The 20698-nt window shown below is 68.1% G+C and carries 15 protein-coding genes; 4 read left to right on the top strand and 11 right to left on the bottom strand.

What is annotated here, in order from left to right:
* Positions 1 to 34: 34 nt before the first annotated feature.
* A complete protein-coding gene (locus IT359_17130; GenBank protein MCC6930716.1) occupies positions 35 to 2215 on the bottom strand; it encodes a S9 family peptidase in 2181 nt (726 codons plus the stop codon).
* Positions 2216 to 2429: 214 nt separating this feature from the next.
* On the opposite strand from IT359_17130, the gene IT359_17125 reads away from it, so the two are divergent.
* Positions 2430 to 4127 carry a serine hydrolase gene (locus IT359_17125; GenBank protein ID MCC6930715.1) on the top strand — a complete coding sequence of 566 codons (1698 nt, stop codon included), beginning with the start codon at positions 2430 to 2432 and terminating at the stop codon, positions 4125 to 4127.
* Positions 4128 to 4209: 82 nt separating this feature from the next.
* Here IT359_17125 and IT359_17120 read toward each other — a convergent pair whose 3' ends face one another.
* From IT359_17120 to IT359_17075, 10 genes are all read right to left on the bottom strand, one after another.
* A complete protein-coding gene (locus IT359_17120; GenBank protein MCC6930714.1) occupies positions 4210 to 4773 on the bottom strand; it encodes a hypothetical protein in 564 nt (187 codons plus the stop codon).
* Positions 4774 to 5264: 491 nt separating this feature from the next.
* The gene (locus IT359_17115) at positions 5265 to 6464 is read right to left on the bottom strand and encodes an Ig-like domain-containing protein (GenBank protein ID MCC6930713.1); all 1200 of its coding nucleotides are present in this window, start codon (positions 6462 to 6464) and stop codon (positions 5265 to 5267) included.
* A gap of 40 nt (positions 6465 to 6504) precedes the next feature.
* A complete protein-coding gene (locus tag IT359_17110; protein ID MCC6930712.1) occupies positions 6505 to 6963 on the bottom strand; it encodes a hypothetical protein in 459 nt (152 codons plus the stop codon).
* A gap of 254 nt (positions 6964 to 7217) precedes the next feature.
* The gene (locus IT359_17105; GenBank protein ID MCC6930711.1) at positions 7218 to 7940 is read right to left on the bottom strand and encodes a hypothetical protein; all 723 of its coding nucleotides are present in this window, start codon (positions 7938 to 7940) and stop codon (positions 7218 to 7220) included.
* A gap of 54 nt (positions 7941 to 7994) precedes the next feature.
* Positions 7995 to 8720, bottom strand: a complete 726-nt coding sequence (locus IT359_17100; GenBank protein ID MCC6930710.1) for a hypothetical protein — start codon at positions 8718 to 8720, stop codon at positions 7995 to 7997.
* Between the two features lie 119 nt (positions 8721 to 8839).
* The gene (locus IT359_17095; GenBank protein MCC6930709.1) at positions 8840 to 11983 is read right to left on the bottom strand and encodes a serine/threonine protein kinase; all 3144 of its coding nucleotides are present in this window, start codon (positions 11981 to 11983) and stop codon (positions 8840 to 8842) included.
* A gap of 193 nt (positions 11984 to 12176) precedes the next feature.
* Positions 12177 to 13157: a carbon-nitrogen hydrolase family protein gene (locus tag IT359_17090; GenBank protein MCC6930708.1), complete on the bottom strand. Its 981-nt coding sequence runs from the start codon at positions 13155 to 13157 to the stop codon at positions 12177 to 12179.
* 45 nt (positions 13158 to 13202) lie between these two features.
* On the bottom strand, positions 13203 to 14549 hold the full coding sequence (locus tag IT359_17085; GenBank protein MCC6930707.1) for a hypothetical protein: 1347 nt from the start codon (positions 14547 to 14549) through the stop codon (positions 13203 to 13205).
* Between the two features lie 97 nt (positions 14550 to 14646).
* A complete protein-coding gene (locus IT359_17080) occupies positions 14647 to 15333 on the bottom strand; it encodes a hypothetical protein (GenBank protein MCC6930706.1) in 687 nt (228 codons plus the stop codon).
* 81 nt (positions 15334 to 15414) lie between these two features.
* Positions 15415 to 15621, bottom strand: a complete 207-nt coding sequence (locus IT359_17075) for a hypothetical protein (GenBank protein MCC6930705.1) — start codon at positions 15619 to 15621, stop codon at positions 15415 to 15417.
* Positions 15622 to 15750: 129 nt separating this feature from the next.
* On the opposite strand from IT359_17075, the gene IT359_17070 reads away from it, so the two are divergent.
* The 3 genes from IT359_17070 to mprF all read left to right on the top strand — a co-directional run bounded on the left by IT359_17070 (position 15751) and on the right by mprF (position 20643).
* Complete coding sequence (locus tag IT359_17070) at positions 15751 to 16446, top strand: response regulator transcription factor (GenBank protein MCC6930704.1); 696 nt, start codon at positions 15751 to 15753, stop codon at positions 16444 to 16446.
* 25 nt (positions 16447 to 16471) lie between these two features.
* Positions 16472 to 17929 carry a HAMP domain-containing protein gene (locus IT359_17065; protein ID MCC6930703.1) on the top strand — a complete coding sequence of 486 codons (1458 nt, stop codon included), beginning with the start codon at positions 16472 to 16474 and terminating at the stop codon, positions 17927 to 17929.
* A gap of 89 nt (positions 17930 to 18018) precedes the next feature.
* On the top strand, positions 18019 to 20643 hold the full coding sequence (mprF, locus tag IT359_17060) for a bifunctional lysylphosphatidylglycerol flippase/synthetase MprF (GenBank protein MCC6930702.1): 2625 nt from the start codon (positions 18019 to 18021) through the stop codon (positions 20641 to 20643).
* Positions 20644 to 20698 lie beyond the last annotated feature (55 nt).

Below are 20698 nucleotides of genomic sequence, written 5' to 3'. Positions count from 1 at the left end.
CGTGCTGGAAGGATGTCGAACGAAGAAGCAGGACTCAGCGCAGCGCGCCAACGTGCCGCAGCAGGAACTCCATCTCACGCGTCGCCAGCTCCACGTTCCCGCTCATCGATCGTCCGCCGGCGTGGCCGGAGCGCAAGTCGTGGAGGAGGATGACCGGCTTTCCCGATGCCGTTGCTTCCTGCAGGCGCGCCGCGAAGCGCCGCGCTTGCCACGGCGGGACGCGCGTGTCGTTGATCCCGGTCTGCACCATGATGGCGGGGTACTTCACCCCATCGCGCACGTTCTGGTATGGGGAGAAGCGGCGCAGCGCCTCGAACTCCGCGGGCACGCGTGCATCGCCGTACTCGAGGAGCGCCGGCGCGTTGTTCTGAGTGACAAACCAGGGGAAGCGTACCAGGTCCAGGTCGGGGACGCCGACGAAGGCGGCGGCAAAGAGATCCGGACGTTGCGTGAGCGCCGCCCCCATCAGGAGCCCGCCGTTGCTCACGCCCCGAATGGCGAGCCGCTCGGGCGAGGTGAAGCTGCTGTCCACCAGGAACTGCGCGGCACTCGTGAAGTCGTCGAAGACATTCTGCTTGTTGGCGAGCATCCCGCCCTTGTGCCACGCCTCGCCAAACTCGTTGCCGCCGCGCAGCGTCGCCTGCACGTAGATCCCGCCACGTTCCACCCAGAGCGCGGCTCGCGCGTCGAAGCGGGGGCCGAGGTTGACGGCAAAGCCGCCGTAGCCATGGAGGAGCGCCGGCGTGTTGCGACTGCGAACGTGGCCACGCTTCTGCACCACCCAGAGCGGGGCGCGCGTCCCGTCCTTGGAGCGATACCAGTGCTGCGCCACCTCGAAGGCCGCGGTATCGAAGGGGACCTTGCTCGCCTCGTACACGGTACGCGAGCCGGTGGCAAGGTCGAGCGCGTACGTGATACCCGGCTGTGTGAACGAGGCGATGGTGAGGAGCGCCTTCCCCTTGTCGCCGCCACGGATGGAAACGGTCGCGTTGGCGGGGACTGCAACGTCGCCCGCCGGTGCGCCATTGCGAGAAAAGACGGCGATACGATGGCTAGCATTCCGCAGGTAGGTAACGTAGAGTTTCCCCTCGATCAGCGTGAAAGCGTCGAGGACGTCGTCTCCCTCGGGAATCACGGTGCGCCACGCCGAGCGACTCGGATTGGCGAGATCGACCGCCACCAGCTTCCCGCGCGGGGCGTCGAGATCGGTGCGGAGCCAGAGTTCGTCGTCGACCACCTGCGGGGTGAAGTGCGCATTGGTCCCCTCGGTGAGCGAGGTGCGCGTCCCCGTCTGCGTGTCCTCGAGGACGATATCGTTGCGCGCCCAGCCGGCCGAGATGGTGTAGATGCGATAGCGCCCCTTGAGCGCGGAGGTGACGGCGAGGAAGTGCGTGGGGAGGATGAAGTCGCCGAAGATAAGCGAGTCGCGTCCCGGCGATTGCCCGAGGCCGTGATAGCGAAAGCGCGGCCCCTCGTAGCGCGAGCGATGGACATAGTAGAACCCCTGTCCGTCAGGCGCAAAGGAGAGCGCCCCGTACAGCGCGCGGGGGAGCGAGTCCGGGAGATCCTTGCCACTCCGCAGGTCGCGGATCTTCACCGTGGTCTCGTCGGGGCCGCCGTCGCGCACCGAGTACATCAGGAGCGACCCATCGGGCGACAGCCCCTCGATCCCCACGCTCGTAGTTCCATCGGCGCGCAGGTCGAGCGGGTTGATCACGCGCTCGTACTGCGAATCGGGTTCGAAGCGACCGGCGGTGGGCGACCAGCGACGACGATAGATGGCCGCTACCTCTTCCCCTTTCCGCCGCAGCGTGAAGTACTCGAAGTCACCGCCCCGGCGCGGCGGCGACGAAGTCGGCACGTCGAGCAGATCGCGAAGGCGCGCGCCCAGTGCACGGCGGAGAGCGGTCTCGGGGCCGAGCACCTGTAGCGCATACCGGTACTGCGCGTCGATCCAGGCCAGCACGTCGGGGGCAGTTTGCGACTCCAACCATCGAAAGCGGTCTTCCACGGCGACGCCGTGAATCGTGTCGATGGCAGGCGTGACGCGCGTTGCGGGGACACCGCGCGCAAGCGGGCGGCGTTGCGCCTGTGCACGCGCCGGAAGGGCGAGTGCGGCGGTCGCTGCCGCTAGGCTCGTCGCGATTGCGACGAGCGGGTGAACACCGGGCAATCGGGGCATCACGACACAACGGCTGCGCGGGGCGATGGACATGGCGGCAGGCTCGTGGGATCCATTCGGGTTGCAGAAGCTACGCCTTCCCACGCGGTTCCGCTGCCCGGAGGCGCTCCGGCCGTACGCGACGCGCGTTCCATGGCCTCGCGCGTCGCCCGCGCGCGGCCTTGCGCGTGGCACGGTGCGGGGACATAACGAGGGGCGCGCGATCGTGGATCGGTCGCGATAGACCCGCCTCGTCCCCAGAGCTCCCATGTCCCCCCAACGCCACACGCCCTCCAACCTCCGCGCGCCCCGCTGCGTCGTCGCGCTTGCCGTCGGCGCCACCTTGCTGCTCGCGACGCGCGCGCCGGCGCAGGAGCTTCCGCGCGCCACCGTCGCGCGCATCGACTCGCTCTTCACGCCATACAGCCGCACCGATGCGCCTGGGCTCGCCATCGCCGTGGTGCGCGATGGACGCACGATCTTCGCCAAGGGGTACGGCATGGCCGACCTCGAGCACCGGGTGGCCATCACGCCGTCCACCGTCTTCGACGTCGCCTCCGTCTCCAAGCAGTTCGCGGGGCTGGCGATCGCCATGCTCGTCGGCGAAGGAAAGATCCGCCTCGACGACGACATCCGGCGCTACATCCCCGAGATGTCTAACATCGGACAGCCGATCACCATCAATCACCTGGTGCACCACACCAGCGGGATGCGCGACTGGCCCGGATCGCTGGGGCTCGCCGGTTGGAGCTTTGACGACGTCATCTCCTTCCAGCAGATCCTGACGATGGCGTACCATCAGCGCTCGCTCAACTTCGTCCCGGGGAGCGAGTACACCTACTCCAACACGGGCTACAATCTCCTGGCCGAGTCGGTGCAGCGGGTGACTGGGCAGTCATTCCGGGCGTGGACCGACGCGAATCTCTTTCAGCCGTTAGGGATGACGCGCACCGTTTTCCGCGACGATCATACGGTCGTGATCCCCGACCGGGCGCTGGGCTACACGCGCGGAGCCGACGGGCGGTGGCATGCCGTCACCAACAACCTCACCGCACTCGGCTCCAGCTCGCTCATGAGCACCGTCGAGGACCTGGCGCGCTGGGTCATCAACTTCGACTCCATGCGCGTGGGCGGGGCGCAGGCCATGGCGCTCACGCGCACGCGCGGTGTGCTCAACGACGGGTCGACGATTCCGTACGCCTTCGGCCTCTCGCACGGCGAGTATCGCGGCGCGGCCACCATTGCGCACACCGGGTCATGGGCCGGCTTCGCCACCTACGTCATGCACATCCCGCAGCAACGCTTCGGCGTCGTGGTGCTGGCCAACGCGCCGCAGGTGAATCCCACGCGATCGGCGCAATTGGTGACCGATATCCTCCTTGGCGACCAGCTCGCCCCCGTGCCAGCCGCCGTCACGCGGCCCGTGGTGCAGCTGACGGAAGAGGCGCTCGCCGCGTACCCGGGGACGTATCGCCTGGGCCCGGCGTGGTACGCGACCGTCCGCCGTGCCGGCGGGGCGCTCACCGTGCAGGCAAGCGGCGAGGAGGTGGCACAAACCGTGGCGCGCTCCGACAGCGAGCTGTTCGTCGCCAACTACGGCGCGTCGATGGTGTTCCGGCGCGATGCCAGCGGCATGGTGACTGGGCTCGTCTATCGTGGGCGCTTCTCACCGCGCATGAGCGACCGTGAACCAGCGGCGCGAGCCCTGGCCGACTACGTGGGGGATTATGTGAGCGACGAGCTGCAGGCGACGTATGCCGTCGAGGTGAAGGATGGCGCGCTCGTGATGCGCAACCGGCGACATGGCGTGCTGACGCTCACGCGGCGGTGGGGAGAGGAGTTCGGCGGAAGCGCGTTCTTCGTGCGGTCCGTGCAGTTCGTGCGGGATGGGAAGGGGAAGGTGAACGGGTTGGTGGTGAACATCGATGAGCGGAGCCGGGACATCCGGTTCGGAAAGGTGCGTTAGGCGGGAGAGGGGCCGGACATGAATGAGTGGCGTTCCGGGCAGCGGCGGCCCGGCAAAGCGGCCGCCGCTCCCTGAACGCGGCTCAGCTCCCGTCAACCCGAAAGAGCGGAATCGTGAGCGACGCGAAGATGCGCGCCGATCCGACACCAGCATACTTGTGCTCGTTGCCGTTGAACAACGCGCCAAGCGCTGCGGACGCGCTCCCCGGGTAGTACTGGGGGAGCCGCACGCCAAGCGAGAGGATGGGGACCGGCTTGTTCTCCTGCAATCGCTTCTTCACTTCTGCCTTGCTGTACCACGTTAGACCTACACCGAGCTGCGGAACGCTCCACGTGCCCTGGGCCGGGTCTCGCGCACGCACGTCAGCCGGGAGCCGGGCATCGCTACTGTCGAACTGCTCGACGCCGAGCATGGGCCACAGGGCGCGCGAGAGGACGTCCACGCTCCCCAGACCTACCGACACGGCGCTCGTGATGCGCGACGTCTTGCGCGTCCCCAGCGTGAGCCCCAGCGCGATGTTCTTCTCGAAGTACTCCTTGAGTCCTGCCGGCGCGCCAAGTGCGCCGACGGCGGCGCCGAGTGCCGCGCCGGCGAGATTCGTCCCCAGCTCCACGCCTGCGCCGCACCGGCTGCACGGTGGCGACACGATCCCAAGCGTGAAGGCAACGTTCGGTGAGAGCGCACCCGGAAACGGGGGCGTCAACGCGAGCGCCGTGACGCCGACGTCGTGACGCGCGAATGCTGCTCGCGTCCCAGGCTGGGGCGTAAGAGAGTCCAGCGCGCGGGCTTCGTCGGCGAAGTTTCGAAGAGCCTCGCGATAACCACGCTCCTCGAGTGACATGCGGCGAAGCTCTCGTCCGAGTTCGAGCACCCGCAACGCACGGCGACGATATGCGCCGTCATCGCGTTCGTTGCGCGAGGCAACTGCTTGCTCGAACGCCTCACGTTCGGCAAGGTAGGCGATCACGCGGTTGTGCAGCAGAACCAGGGAGTCTCGGGCGAGTCCTGCGCGTTGGTGCTCCAGATGCGCCGCTCCCTGTGTCCCCTGGGAGTGAAGCATGGACGGCCGGGTTCCGAAGGTTGCCAGGAGCACCAGCCCCGGCACCGCCAATCGTCTGTTCATCTTCCTCCTCCTCTTCACGGGGCGACGTTGAACGTGAACTCGCGCACGCCGGATCCGCGCGCGATGGCGTTGCCAAAGTCGTAGAAGTACCAATACGGGCCGGTGTAGCTCGATCCATCCCTGAACGCATGCAAGACCGAGTTGGAATACAGGCGATAGTACCCCAGGAACACTCGTTGTCCGCCCGGTGGCACCACGCACTGGCATCTGTTCTCTGCCTGTAGGCCGAAGTTGACGGCCATCAGCAGTGAGGTTCCCGTGAGGTTGTTGACGAGTGGCGCGAAGTACCACTGACTGCCCACGAGGTTGTCGACGTTCAGGTTCACCGTCCCGGTAGGTGCGGTGAGCGTCCAGCGTCCGCTCATCCGGTCGCCCAGCACGCGCGTCCCGAGACGTGGCTCGATCACTTCGAAGGTCACGTCCATGCTTGCCGTGGAGGCAACGGTGGTCTGGCGCGTGGACTGTGCGGGGACGGTCCCGACTGGCGCGCCGTTCACGAGGATCTGGACGGTGGCGATGAGCTGGTTGGTGACGACGAGCGTCACCTGGCTCGTCACGGAAGTCACCGTGACGATGCACGCCGATGATTGCCCCTCGACGATTGTCGTGATCTGGGCTGTACCCGCCGAGACGCCGGTCACCACTCCGGTGGCGGTCACGGTCGCGACGCTCGTTGGCGTGGCGGACCAGCTGACGGGGCGACCTGCGATGATGTTGCCGGCCGCATCGAACGCCGTCGACTGCAACGCGACCGTCTGCCCAACCGGGATCGTGACACTCGCGGGCGCGCAGCGGACGAGGGCGACGGGCGCCTGCTGCGGCGGCGCGGCAACCGACACCGTCGCACTCCCGGAGACGCCTCCGACCGAGGCGAGGACAAGGGCGCTGCCCGCCGAGATTGCGGTCACCGTTGCCGTCGTTCCGTTTCCGCTTACTGTGGCGATCGAGGCCGACCCGCTGGTCCATGCCACTGCCTGGCCGGCCATCGACGCTCCGTTCTGATCGCGCACCTCGGCCGAGAGCACGGTGCTCTCGCCAACGCGCAGCGATGGCGCTGCCGGGGAGACGACGACCGAATTGACACGAGGGACGTTGCGTCCGTCGTCGCCGCCTTGCGGCGTGACGGGATCGGTTCCGCAGGCGTTCAGGAGAATGAGTGCGGCGAACGCGGCGCCGGCAAGGCGCGTCGTCCACCGAGGGCCGTGGGTACGCATCAGGAGTCCTCCGTTCGGGTCGTTGATCGAGCGCACTCGTTCACGGCACGCTGGCGATGTTGCTGAGCAGGGCGCGCGCGCCGACGTCGACGCGCACCGGCGTTCGAGCCACCTGGCCGAGATCGAGCGTCTGGCCAGGTGCAAGGCGCGGGACGCTCCCCGCATGGTTCCACACGACCAACCCCGTGGCCCCCACGCCTTGCACCTGGAACTCGAACCGCAGCGGAACCGGGGCGATGCCGGTGACGCTCAGGGTGACGGCGCCGCCACTCGCATCGCCGCAGCTTGCGGACGCCGATCGATGGTGCTGACTGAGGCTGAACGTGGCGACGGGGGCTCCCGTCACCGTGTAGGTGTTGAAGCTGTTGGTCAGCAGCTGTGTGCTTTCCTCGCAGACCTCGCTGCAGCTGCCGGTGATGTCGCAGCAGGCAGCGAGCACTAGCGTCAGCGAGAACGCCCAGGCGTTTCGCGCAATCCGGCCACTCGCGAAAGGGGACATTGTTCAGCTCCGAGTGTGCGTGCGCGCCGTGTTGACCAGTGCAGGGGCGGGCGCGCTCGTCGATGCACTGCGAGCGTACGTTCGCGAGCGGATGTGCCGTGACCGTTCCCACACGCGGGCAGGTGCGTGGGGTCTACGTTCATCCAGCGTTCCGTTGGCGTTTCGTCAGCGATGCGCGGCGGTCCGGGCGCGGAGGGCGCGCTCGACCGAGCGTCGCAGTCACGCCGTTTGGCGCCCGCTCGGCGCCGCGCGAGCTAGCGCTGGCGCAGGCGCTGTGCGAGTGCGCGGGTGTCGCCAGCCGGGAGGGCGTCGAGGTCGCGGGCGAGTCGTTGCTCGAAGCGCTCGTAGAGGCGTAGCGCGCCCGCGGTTTCGCCAATGCGCTCGAGCAACTCCATCACGCGGCGCAGCCGCCGTTCGTCCTCGGGGGCGAAGTCGGCAGCTCGGCGCGCCCAGCGACCGGCTTCCGTGAGATCGGCGCCAGACTCCGAGAGCTGCGCCATGGACCACGCGGCGGCCGACGCCGTATCGGCCACGCGCATGCGCGTGGCGGCGGCCCAGTCCTCGAGCACGGACGAGCCAGTGACCGCGATCCAGTCGGACGGTTGTGTGTTGCCGAGCCGTTCCAGGGCGCGTGCGAAGCGCCGGGCGCGATAGTCGTCCTCGAATTCGACCAGGTCGCAGGTCAGTGCGTCGGGGCGCAGGCGCACCTCCTCGTCTCCACGCGTCTCGATCGACTCCTCGCCTAACGTGCGCCGGATGATATGGAGGAGCTTCCGGAGGTTTGTGCGTGCCTGTTCCTGCCCCGATTCCGGCCAGAAGAGCGTGACGAGGTGGTCGCGGCGGAGGAAGGCGCCGGGGTGTGCGGCGGCGAGGTAGATGAGGAGCGACGCGGGGCGCGGCTGCGCCAGAAGGTCTGACGCAGCCGCGGGGTCGAGGTGGGTGAGGGTGGTGGGGCGGAGGATGGAGAGGTGGGGCATGGTGAACCCAGGGTGCGCCGTCTCAGCTCCAGCCGACTGCATCGTGCCGAAGCATCACAGGGGCGTCGCGCGGCAACAGCCGGCGGCGCAGGACGTCCAGGCAAAGTCGTACGGCCCACCCACGAGCGTCTTCATCAAGTTCGCGTCCTGCTTCCGTTCCGCGTCTTCGAGCTTCTGCATCAGCGTCGCACGATACGCCTCGAGTTCGGCACCGAAGCTGGTGCCGTTCTTCTGTGCCAGCTCGTGCAGCTCCTGCTTCCTCTCACACGACTCGAAGCCGGCAGCGGAAGAATCCGGCCTGTACCGGTGGTCGCACGACTTGAACTCTCCGAACGTGCCTTCTGCAGGGAGAATATGCTTTTTGCCATTTGTCCTCACCCCGACCAACTGCCACTTCGCGCTGCCTCCAGCCCCAGGAGTGATCACGAGAAAGTACCCCCGTACGTTGCGCTGCATGCGGTACATCGACTCGTCATCATTCGACGAGGTCGGTCTGTAGAACGCCATGACCACGCCGTTGGCTGGTACGGAATCAAGCGTGACCACTCGGGATGCCTCTGTTGCCCTGACCTTGAAGTCGCAGCGCTTGTTACCCGCGCACCATCGGAAGAGCGAACTGCTCTCGCGCGCATAGGGAGGGCCCCCCGTCTGTTCCGGACCGAAGTCGCGCCAGAGGCTGTCCGCGGTGTAGTCCTTGAGTGGTTGCCTCAAGGTGATCTCGTCGATGGACGGCGGGGGCGTTGTTGGCGCCACCGCTGGCGAGGCGCTGTCGGGCGACAATCGCGCCCCTGGCTGTGAGTCCTTTCCGCTGCCGCATCCCATGCACAACGCTACAAGTACGAGCGCGCGACGCATTGCGTTCTCGATCGGGACAGTCGTGTCGTGATATCGCTCTCCCATCAGGTCCCCCTTGCTGAAGGTGATTGCAGCCGGCACAGGTTCTCGAGGGGTCTGTCGCTGCGCGCAATGTCGAGAACCTTCACATCAGCGCGCCCAAGCAGTGTGTTCAGCGCCTCGCCAGGCCGGCGAAACTCCCGCCATGGTTCCGGAAGGGGTGCGCCCAGTTCATCCGCCAGCATCAAGAGCGGAATGATCGACGCCGCCTGTGAAAGCTCCCGGAGCTCCAATGCTCCGCTCACGGGAAGCGCCGCCAGCCACCCGCCAACACGACGTCTCGCCAACACCGTGTCTCCGAGTGCCAACGCGACCTGCGCATCCTGGAGCACGTAGTCGACCGCGATGTCACCAGTCCCGAAGCGCGCCCGCTCCTCGCCGAGCTCGTCGAGCGCGCGCCGTGCGGCTTCGCGCCTGCCACGAGCCAACAACTGCTGAATCTGTAGCTCCCGGTCGTTTGCCCCCACTGCGCGCAGGACGCTCGACCATCCTCGGCAGCTCGCCGCCTGCGACAGGCCGCGCCACAACAGGCGGTCTTCCCACAGCTTGCGAGTGGTTGCATCCAGCTCGACACGAAGCCGGCGCCGCAACGCCGCCTCCAATGAGTCCAGCCGCACCTTGCAACACCCGATGGCGGACCGCACGGAGTACTCGGCCAACTCCGACACCGCAGCGTCCGAGAGCGGGATCTCCAAGTCCAGCGCAGTCGTCGCCCGCACAATCGGTAACGCCATCTGCACGCGTCCGGTCATGAGCGCCAGCGGACCGATCACGCGCAACTGATTCGAATCCGCCACGTCGAGCCGAGCGAGTGCCGAGTCGACCGTCGTGGTGAGCTCCTCGAGTCGACCGGCCTTGAGCAAGAGGCGCACGCGATTCTCCAACAGACGGAGCGGCGGCACTTTCGACTCAGTGGCTTCGGCTGCCATCGCCAGCTCCTGCATGGCACTCCTCGAGCCCGCTGATCCCGGGAGGAGTCGTCCCACCAGCTCCAGCGCTGCGGCGTACTCCAGATGCGCTTCCCCATTGGACGGCGCATGACGTACCCAACGCTCGGCAGTCGCGATGCGCAGTCGCTTGCCTTCTCCAAGCGCGAGTCCGAGCGACGCCGGTACCATGTCCCTTCTCGACGCGATGACGTGCTCGCGCGGTTTAGGCTCATACGCGAACGAATCGGCCATCCATGCCGGATACGCGGCATATCGCGCACGTGGAGTGGCAGGCGTCCATCCCCATCGAACGGTCGGCGCGGTTGGAGCCACTGTCGCGAGCCGCGTGAGAATGACGTGGTCGAATCCAACCGGAGCGTTCTCGCTCGCACGCAGCAGCGTTCGCAGCGCCTCCATTCGGCTGGACTGAAACGCCAGCGTGCCGTTCGGCCGCCGCCCGACCGTGGAATCGTCACGCAGGCAGTCGGACAGCACCGTCAGGAGCAAGTGATCACTCGGTTGCCGCAGCGCTGACGTCCGAAGGCGGTCGCATGCCTCACCAAATCGCGACTCGGAACGGTCGAGTGCGGCGCGCAAGATGGCGCGCTCGGTCGGCGACCATGGCCAATCGAGAGCAAGGGCTCGGACCGCCGTTCGACGCGACTCCTCGGGAGCTGCGGCACGCAGCTGCTCGCCTATGGCGATGCCGAGCGCTGCGCAACTGTAGCTCGGGTCCAGGTCCCCCGACGACTTGAACCGTCGCATCGCCGAGTCAATGCTTCCCGCATTGAGCAGGGACCAGCCGCGCCAGCACTCCCTCCACGCCGAGAACGACGTTTCGGCGGAGTCCGTGCCGGGGTATCGCGATGGAGGCCCGGCTGTCCGAAGCGCGGCTCGAATCAGCGCGGTCCACGTACCGGCTGAACTCACACTCGCCCGCGAAACTACACGCGCGCTTCGAACGTCCACCCCTTGTGACACCACGCGTACTTGCAGACTCACCGACTCGGCACTCGCCGTTGCGCTCGTGCTGGCGGCGATGAGCATCTCCGAGTTGGCCCTGCTCGCGGCGCACACGGCAGCTTGTGTATCGCGCAGTACTCCTGCCGTCCCCGGGCCAGCATGGACGTCGGCATCGCGCCACCGCATTGCCGCGAGTACCGGCGCCTGCAGGTCCGCCTCTGATCGTCGCGCCGCGCCCGCCAAGTCGGGCGTCAAGGGTACAACGACGATTCGCGGCTTCGACACCGCATCCAATGACGCCAGTGCGCACGACGCTGCAGCATCGCGCATCGTCGGCTTGAACATCGCCGCCACCGACAGCACCACCGTCACGACCGCTGCGAAAGCCGCAATTCGACGCCGCCCACGCCTATGGTCCGCCCTCCCGAGATCCAGGCTCCCCCCCAACTCCCTCCCCATCTCCCCCACATCACGCCACCGATCCGCCGGCTCCCGCACCAACGCCTTCATCACCACCGCTTCCAACCCCGCCGGTACCCCATCGCGATGCCTGGACAACGGATCCGGCACATCCGTCACCCGCCGCATCAGCATCCGCGACTCGTCGGCGCTGTGGAACGGGTTCTGCCCCGCCATCATCTCGTAGAGCACACACCCCAGGCTGAAGATGTCGCTCCGGTGGTCCAGGTCGCGGTCGGCCATCGCCTGCTCGGGACTCATGTACGCCCGCGTCCCGCGCGCGACCCCAGTGGTGCTGTGCAGCTGACCCGATTGCGGCTCCAGTGCCTTGGCGATGCCGAAGTCCGTCAGGTACACATCCTCGCCCGACAGCATCACGTTGGCCGGCTTTACGTCGCGATGCACGACCTTCCGAGCGTGCGCATAGCCTAACGCCTCGCACAGCCGGCGGCCAATGCGCACCACCTCCTCGAACGGCAAGCGACGTTCGCGCCGAAGCCGCTCCTGCAGCGACTCGCCCTCCACGTAGCGCATGACGTAGAAGGGACGTCCGCTCCATTCGCCGGAATCCAGGACGGTCAGGATGCTGGGATGGGAGAACTCCCTGAGGAGGCGGACTTCCTGCGTGAAGCGCTCCGCTGCGCGTGACCCGGAGAACTCCTCGTGCAGGAGCTTGAGGGCAACCTGGGCGCCAGACTGAACGTCACGCGCCAGGTAGACCGTCGCCGACCCGCCGCGACCGACCTCCCGCTCGATGACGTATCGACCAGCAACCATCCCGTCGCCCGTAGCTTCCACGTCCCACATCCACCTCGTGAAGTCGAGTGGATCTTGTGGCACTGCACTTCGGGCCGCTAGACGCCGGCAGCGTATCTCCCGAGTGATACGCCCCGTCCCTGCGAGCGCCCTCGGTCGTTAGCAGTTAGGGACGCTCGCCAGCGGGCTCGACCGTGGGCATGGTCGTTTCACTCCCCGTGGCCGGCCAATACCGTCACGACGCGTCGCCCGCCCCTTCCCTGAACCGGGCCGTCCCCTGCCGCTCGCGGTTTACCTCGAGCCGCAGGACGTCGGGGCGCGCGTAGTGCCCCACGGGGTCGAAGTTCTGCCGCTCCTCGCGCACGCGCGCATGGTCGAGCGTGGCCACGATCACCCGCTCTTCCTCGGGGAGGGGTGCCGCAACCCACGACCCGTCTGGCGCGGCGATGCACGACCCGCCGTTGGCGATGACGTCGGGGAGCGACGAGCGCAGCAGTTCACCCTGCGGAAGGCCATCGGGAATGTCGCTCCGCCGCAGGACGCCACACGTGGAGATGACGAACGATCGCGACTCGCGCGCGATCCATCGCGTGATGTCGGGGGTGTTGTGCATTCCGCCGGGCCAAATGGCGACGTGCAGGTCCTCACCCTGCGCGTAGAGCGCCGTGCGGGCCAGCGGCATCCAGTTCTCCCAGCAGTTCAGCGCGCCCACGGTGAAGGCGCCGAGTCGGTGCGTGCGCAGCCCGTGTCCGTCGCCAGGCGACCAGCTCAGGCGCTCCTCGTACGTGGGCATGAGCTTGCGATGCACCGCCTGCACACGACCGGCGCGGTCGATGTACACAAGCGACGCGTAGACGCTATGCCCGCCGCGGTCCGACGGGCGCTCCATGATGCCGAGGATGACCGCGGTGCCTAACGCAGCCGCGGCTTCGCACACCGGCACCAGGTGCCCGGCCTCGACCTGCACGGCCTGGTCGAGGTAGTGCGCGTGAAAGACCTTCTGCACCCGCGACTCGAAACGCGCGCCATCGGTATGCTCGATCCAGAATGGGTAGCCGGGGACGAGCGCCTCGCCGAAGGTGACGAGCGTCGCGCCGGCGCTCGCCGCCTCGTGCAGGCGCGCGACGACCTTGGCAATGGTCCGTTCGCGGTCGAGCCAGACGGGGGCCATCTGCACGGCGGCGACGGTGAGCACGTCGCCTGCATCGTGAGGCATGGTGCGTGAAGAGTGGAGTGTGAAGTGCGCGGGTCGTCGCCCTCGTCAGGCGCGAGCGATCAATGGAATGACAGTGAGGGCGATCCCCGCCACCAGCAAGACCACCGACGTCAGCGTCGCCCACTTGAGCGTGTACCGCTGGTGGTCCCCGAACTCCACCCCGGCCAGCCCCACCAACAGGTACGTGGACGGCACGAGCGGGCTCAGGAGGTGCACCGGCTGCCCAATGATGGACGCCCGCCCCATCTCGGCGGCCGAGATGCCGTAGGCACTCGCCGCCTTGGCCAGGATGGGGAGGACGCCATAGTAGAACGCGTCGTTGGAGATGAAGAAGGTGAACGGGATGCTGACGATCCCGGTCACCACGGCGAGGAATGGCCCCAACGATGGAGGGACGATGGCGATGACGCTTGCGGCCATGGCGTCGACCATCCTGGTCCCGGAAAGGATCCCGGTGAAGATGCCGGCCGCGAAGATGAGGCCCGACACGGCGACGACGTTGGCGGCGTGTCGCGCCAGGAAGGCCTTCTGGCTCGCTACCGACGGAAAGTTCACCATGAGCGCGATGGCGAAGCCTACCATGAACAGGATGGGAAGCGGCAGGACGCCGGCGACCAGCCCCACCAGCAGGGCAAGGGTGAGCACGGCATTGACGCCGTACCGCCCACCGGTGGCGATGCGGTCGTCCGCTCGCGCGTGGGACTCGCCGAGGATCGAGTCGTCAGCAGCAACGTCGCCGGTGGCAGTCGCGATGGCCCGTGAGCCCGCGGCATCCATCGCCGCCAGCCGCAACCGCTCACCCACCCCCAGTCGATACGCCACATAGAGCAGCCACGCCGCGGCGATCGCCATCGCCGGCACCATCGGGCGGAAGATCTCCGACGAATCGATGGCAAGCGCCGTCGCCGCCCGCGCGGTGGGGCCACCCCAGGGGATGATGTTCATCACTCCGCTCGCCGTCATGGTCACGCAACAGAGGATGACCGGTCTGATGCCCAGTTGGCGATACAGCGGAAGCATCGCCGCGGTGACGATCATGTAGGTTGTCGACCCGTCGCCATCGAGCGAGACCACCAGCGCCAACAAGGCCGTCCCCACCACGACCTTCATCGGGTCACCATGCACGCGCTGCACGATGAAGTCCACGAAGGGCTGGAACAGCCCGGCGTCGATCATGATCGCGAAGAAGAGGATCGCGAAGGTGAGCATGATCCCGGTAGGCGCCAGCTTGCTCACGCCGTCGAGCATCATGGCCCCAAGCTCGCCCCGGTGACCCGCCAGCAGGCCAAAGGCGATGGGGACAAGGATGAGCGCGGTGAGTGGGGCCATGCGCCTGGTCATGATCAAGGTCATGAAGACCAGGACCATGCCATACGCGAACAAGGTGAGCATGTACGAGGCTTGGGGTGAAGGGCGCGGCAAAGCTACTCCGTCACGCCACCCCCGGTAAGCGACGGCGTCAGGCGCAAGTGATCGCGTTGACCCTTAGTCAGCGCGCGAATGACAACACGCGCCGTGCAAGTTCGCCACCGTCATCGTCCCAGGAGACGCTGTGCGGGGCGACATCGCGCTTGACGAGCGCCGGGTCGAGCGACGGACAGAACGCATCGCGGTCGCCGCGCTCGTAGAGGCAGAGCAGCGGGATCCCCCGCATGCGCTCGAGTTCGGGGAGGATAGGGAGGTCGGTGGGACTCGGATCGGCGCGCCACGGTCGCTTCCACTCGCGGCGGAACGAGACACGCTCCGGGACATCGACGAGGACAATCGCGTCCACGCGGTCACGCAGGTCGCGTCCCATGCGGTTGGCCACGAACGGCAGCATCCCGGCGCCGCGCGCCGCCCCGATGAGGAGCAGCCGGTCGCGATCCCACTCCGACAGGTGCTGCCTGACGAGTCGGTCGATCTCGTCACCGGTGGCGCGAGGGGAGTCGGGGGTGTCATCACTCGCCACCACGACACTGGGAATGCCGGCGCGCGCCAGTCGCCGCGCCAACTCGCGAATGGCGGCGGTGGCACCATCGTCGCCGGTGAAGACGAACGCCAGTCGCGCACCCTGCGTGGTCGAAGGAAACTCGGCCACCGGCTCGGCGCGTCCAGGACGGCACGAGGCGAGCGCGGCACTGGCCGCCAGGAGCAATGGCACGGCGATGCGCGCGATCGCGTGACGCGGCGTCATGGTAACGCTCCACCGCTCGCGAGTGGCACCGCCGTGCGGGCCGGTGCACTCGCAATACGGGGCATCGCTCGGCGGCTCGGGTTACGGCTTCTTGGCCGCGGTCGCGTGCTTGCGGGCCTTCTTGTGAGTCGAGTCGGTGGCGGAAACCGCCTTCTTGGTGCTGTCCGTCGCCTTTGCAGCAGTCACCGCTGCGGCCTTGTGCGCGGGCTTCGGCGTCGCCTGAGCCGTGAGGGCGGTTGCCGAGAGGAGGATGGCAGCCGTGGTGCCGAGGAAGTTGCGTGCTCGCATCGGAGTCTCCCGCTATGTTGTCGGTGGCGACGCCGTACCGGCGCCGCGGACGACGAGGATCGGTTCGTCGTGCCGCGTGTAGGGTAGGAATGGCGGGCTTAATGGAGCGTTACAGGTTCCCACCGTCCCATGCGACTGCTGCTGGTAGAAGACGACGCACGCCTCGCCGACCTGCTTGTGCGTTCTTTGCGCGAACAGCGATACGCGGTGGATCACGCCACCGACGGTGAGAGCGGGATCGTGCAGGCCGCGGTGAATCCCTACGATGTCATCGTGCTCGACGTGCAGCTGCCGCGGCGCAATGGCTTCGAGGTGTGTGCCGAGCTGCGCCGCCGCGGCCTGCGCGTCCCGATCCTCATGCTCACGGCACGCGACGCCGTGACCGATCGCGTGGCCGGGCTCGACGCCGGCGCCGACGACTACCTCACGAAGCCATTCGACCTGTCGGAGCTGCATGCGCGCATCCGGGCGCTGTTGCGCCGCATGCCCGAGCTGGCGCCGCAGGTCATCACGGTGGGCGACCTCGTGGTCGACCTTGCGGCGCAACGCGCCCAGCGCGCGGGGCGCGTCCTCCCGCTCACCACCAAGGAGTACGTGCTGCTGGAATACCTCGCGCGCCATGCGGGGCGCGTCATCGGGCGCGCCGAGTTGGTGGAGCACGTCTGGGACGAGAATCACGATCCCTTCACCAACGCGCTCGAGGTGTACATCAATCGACTGCGCAAGAAGCTAGACGACGGAACGTCGGCGTTGATCCATACGCGGCGTGGCGCGGGTTACGTCCTCGCCGCACTGGCGGGCGACGAGGCGGGCGGTTCGTCGTGAGGCCCGCCGGCGCGGAGACACGATGGTGAGTTCGGGGCGTTCGATCCGCGTTCGCATCGCGCAGTGGTACACCGCGGTCTTCGCGCCATTTCTCGCTGTGCTCGCCATGGCGTCGTACTGGTTCCTGGCCTTCACGTCGCAGGAGCGCGTGGACGAGTTCCTGGCGGAATCGGCGGCAACGATCGCCTCGGCCATCGAGTTCGAACGCAAACAGGGCGCAGCAGACACCGAGGCCGTGCGCACCGTGGTGGCGTCGATGCGGCTGCCGGATGTCGCCGTGTACCTCGTCGATGAATCGAGCGGGCGCGCACTCACCAGCTACGAGGGGCTGCGCTTTCGGCGCACCGGCATGCGAACGCTGGAGGTGGCGCTGGACTCGCTCCTGGGGCGCGTGGCTCGCTCGGCCCCGCGCGACCCGACGCTCGTGACGCTGCAGGCCGACGAGCAGGACGTGCGCCTGCTCACCCTGCCGTACGCCATCGCCGACCGCGCGCTGGTGATTGGCGTGGCGCAGGTGATGACGGCGCGTTCGCTCATGTTGCGCGATGCGCGGTGGGCGTTAGGCGTGGGCCTTCCGCTCGTGATCCTGGTCGCGTCGCTCGGCGGGTGGTGGCTGGCCGGGAAGTCGCTGGCCCCGGTGGACGACATGTCACGGCAGGCCGGGCGCATCGGGGCGAGCAACCTGCACCAGCGGCTCCCCGTCGCCAACCCGGCGGACGAGCTGGGGCGCCTGGCGACGGTCTTCAACGGGCTGCTGGCACGCCTCGAGTCGGCCTTCGACGCGCAGGCGCGCTTTGCCGCCGATGCCTCGCACGAGCTGCGCACCCCGGTCGCCGTCATCAGCGGGGAGGCGGAGTTCGCCCTGTCGCGCGGCGACCGGTCGCGCGAGGAGCTGCAGGAGGCGCTGCGCATCGTTGGCGACCAGAGCGCACGGCTGCGGCACATCGTCGACAACCTCTTCTTCCTGGCGCGTGCCGACAGTGGCGATCCCATGTTGCGCCCCACCCCGCTCTACCTGCACGACCTGCTCGAGGACGCGGTGCGCGCCGTGCGCTCGTTGGCAGCGGCGCGCCAGGTGACGGTGCAGCTGACGGGTGATGCGGAGGCGCCCATCGTCGGCGACGAGGCGCTGCTGCGGCGCGCGATCGACAACCTGCTCGTCAACGCCATCAAGTACTCGCGCACCGGGGGCGAGGTGACGCTTACCCTCGCCGATGCGGGCGCCCACTGGCACGTCGACGTGCGCGACAGCGGCCCGGGCATCGCCCCCGACGCGCAGGGGCGCCTCTTCGAGCGCTTCTTCCGCGCCGAGGAGGCGCGCGCCACCAGCTCGGTCGATGGCGCGGGGCTGGGACTCGCCATCACGCGATGGATCGCACGTGCGCACGCGGGCGACGCCATTCTCGTGGAGACGTCGGAAGAAGGGAGCACCTTCCGCCTCGTCATTCCCAGGGGACCGGCGCACGCGTTCATCGGGACGTAAGCTCCGCCGTCCGAGCTTTGCCGGAGACAGGCATGTCCCCCCGCTCGATGCGGCCGGGAGACAGGCCTCGGATCCAGCGAGCGATGCGCGTGACAAAGGAAGTACAGCCAACATGGAAGCGGTGGGCGCGGCGCGTGGGCGTGGTCATCGTCGCACTGGGCGGTGCCGCCCTCGTGGTGGGTGTGTGGCGGCGCGAGCTGGCGACGATGCGCAGCGGGGCGATTGCCCACGCGCTGTCGCAGCTCGCCTGGTCGCAGCTGGTTGCCGCCGCCGCGCTGACCATCGCGACGTATCTCCTGCTCCCCGCGTACGACCTCCTCGCACTGCGCTACGTGCGGCAGCGCATCGGGACGGGACGCGCGGTACTCGCCGCGACCATCGCCTACGGCATCAGCCACACGTTAGGCTTCGCCGCCGTGACCGGGAACGCCGTGCGGGCGCGCTTCTGGTCTTCATGGGGGCTTGGGGCGCTCGACATCGCGGTGGCGGCAGGCTTTGCGGGCTTCACCTTCGTCCTCGCCATCACCGCCGTCGCCGGCGTGGCACTCGTCGGCGAGCCGCCCACCATGCTGGCGCACCTCCCGTTCGCCGCGGGGGGTGCCCGCGCGGTAGGCGTCGTCGCCCTCGTAGCGGTGGCGCTCTATCTCGTGACGGCGTGGCGATACGGCGGGCGAGAGGTCACGCTCGGTGCGCGCCGCATCGGCGCGCTGTCGTGGCCGGGGCGCGCCTTCCGCATCCCCTCCCTGTGGATGGCGCTGGGGCAGGTAGCGTTAGGCTTCGCCGACTGGTTGGCCGCGGCCGGCGTCCTCTACGCCCTCCTCCCGGCGGGGAGCCATCTCTCGCTGTGGGCCTTCACCTCCGCCTTTGTCCTGGCGCAACTGGTGGGGCTGGTGAGCCACGTCCCCGGGGGGCTCGGCGTCTTCGAGACGCTGATGATCTGGCAGCTGCACGGCCGCGTTGCCACGGGGCCGCTGCTCGGCGCACTCGTCGCCTATCGCTTCATCTTCTACTTCGCGCCGTTTGCCATGGCGGTGGGCGCGCTCTCCGCCTTCGAGGCGTGGCGCCGCCGCCATCACCTGCGCCGCGCCGCCGGCGCCGTGCGCACGGGACTGGACCGGTGGGCGCGCGCGCTCCTGCCGTCGGCGCTCGGAATCATGACGCTCTGCGGCGGGGCAATGCTCCTCGTCTCCGGCGCCACGCCGGCCGCGCACGGACGCCTGCGCATGCTGATCGACGTGATGCCGTTAGGCATCGTCGAGCTGTCGCACTTCGCGGGGAGCGTCGTGGGCGCATCGCTCCTCGTCATCGGGTGGGGGCTCACCCGCAAGCTCGACGCGGCGTGGACACTGGCGTGCGCCCTGCTCGCTGCCGGCATCGCCGCCTCGCTTCTCAAGGGCTTCGACTACGAGGAAGCGATCGCGCTCGCCGTCCTCCTCGCGATCCTCCTCCCCAACCACGAGCTCTTCCACCGTCGCTCGAGCTTCACGCGCGAACCGCTGTCGGCTGGATGGATTCTTTCCATCGCCGGCATCGTCGTGGCGAGCATTGTCGTCGGTGTAGTCTCGTTCCGTCACGTGGAGTTCACGCAGGACCAGTGGTGGCGCTTCGCCGTGCGTGGCGATGCCCCGCGCTTCCTGCGCGCCTCGGTCGGTGTGTCGGTCACGCTCGGCGTCATGGGGTTGCTGCGACTCCTCCGGTACTACCTCCCGGAAGGCGGAACGCCCGACGCGCAGTCGCTCACGACCGTGCGCGCCATCCTCGCGCAGTCGGCCAATGTCGAGGGGAACCTCGCCCTGCTGGGTGACAAGGAGTTCCTGGTCGCCGAGCGAGGCGACGCCTTCCTGATGTACGCGGTGCGCGGTCGCTCGTTCGTCGCCCTGCACGAACCCATCGGCAATCCCCGGTCGGCGCGCGAACTCATCCTTCGCTTCATGGCGTTGGCCGACCGTGCCGGCGGGTGGCCGGTGTTGTATGAGATCGGCCCCGATCACCTCCCACTCTGCATCGAGTTAGGCTTCTCGGTGGTGAAGCTGGGGGAGGAGGCGTTCGTCCCGCTCGCCGACTTCACGCTCGAGGGTGGACGGCGCAAGAACGTGCGCCGCAGCCACCGTGAGGCGCAAAGAGGGGGCGCGACCTTCGAGATCGTCGCGCGCGGCGACGTGGATGCGGTCCTCGCCGACCTCGAACTGGTGTCCGATGCGTGGCTGGAGCAGAAGGCGACGCACGAAAAGGGGTTCTCGCTCGGCGTCTTCGACGCGGCGTACCTGCGCAACTTCGACATCGCCGTGGTGCGCGTCGCGGGTCGCGTCGTTGCCTTCGCCAACATCCTCACCGCCGGGAACGGCGACTTCTCGGTGGACCTCATGCGCTACGACGACGATGGCCCGGATGGCCTGATGGACTTCCTCTTCGCCGAGCTGATGCTGTGGGCCAAGGCGAACGGCTTTCGCCGCATGAGCCTGGGCATCGCACCGCTGTCGGGGCTTGAGCCGCACGCCTTCGCCACGCGCTGGACGCGACTCGCCGCCCTGATGTACCGTCACGGCGAACCGGTCTACAACTTCCAGGGGCTGCGGCGCTACAAGGAGAAGTTCGACCCCACGTGGGAGCCGCGTTACCTCGCGACGACGAGTCGCCTTGCCCTGCCGCGCGTCCTGCTCGACGTCATGACGCTCATCTCCGGCGGGGTGCGCGCGCTGGTCAGCAAGGGGTGATGGCGTGAGAACGAGCGAGCCTGTGGTCGTCACGCGCTCGTCGTTGCTGGACGAT

Source organism: Gemmatimonadaceae bacterium, from assembly GCA_020852815.1.
Classification (GTDB): domain Bacteria; phylum Gemmatimonadota; class Gemmatimonadetes; order Gemmatimonadales; family Gemmatimonadaceae; genus SCN-70-22.
This window is presented reverse-complemented; position numbering and strand designations above follow the sequence as displayed.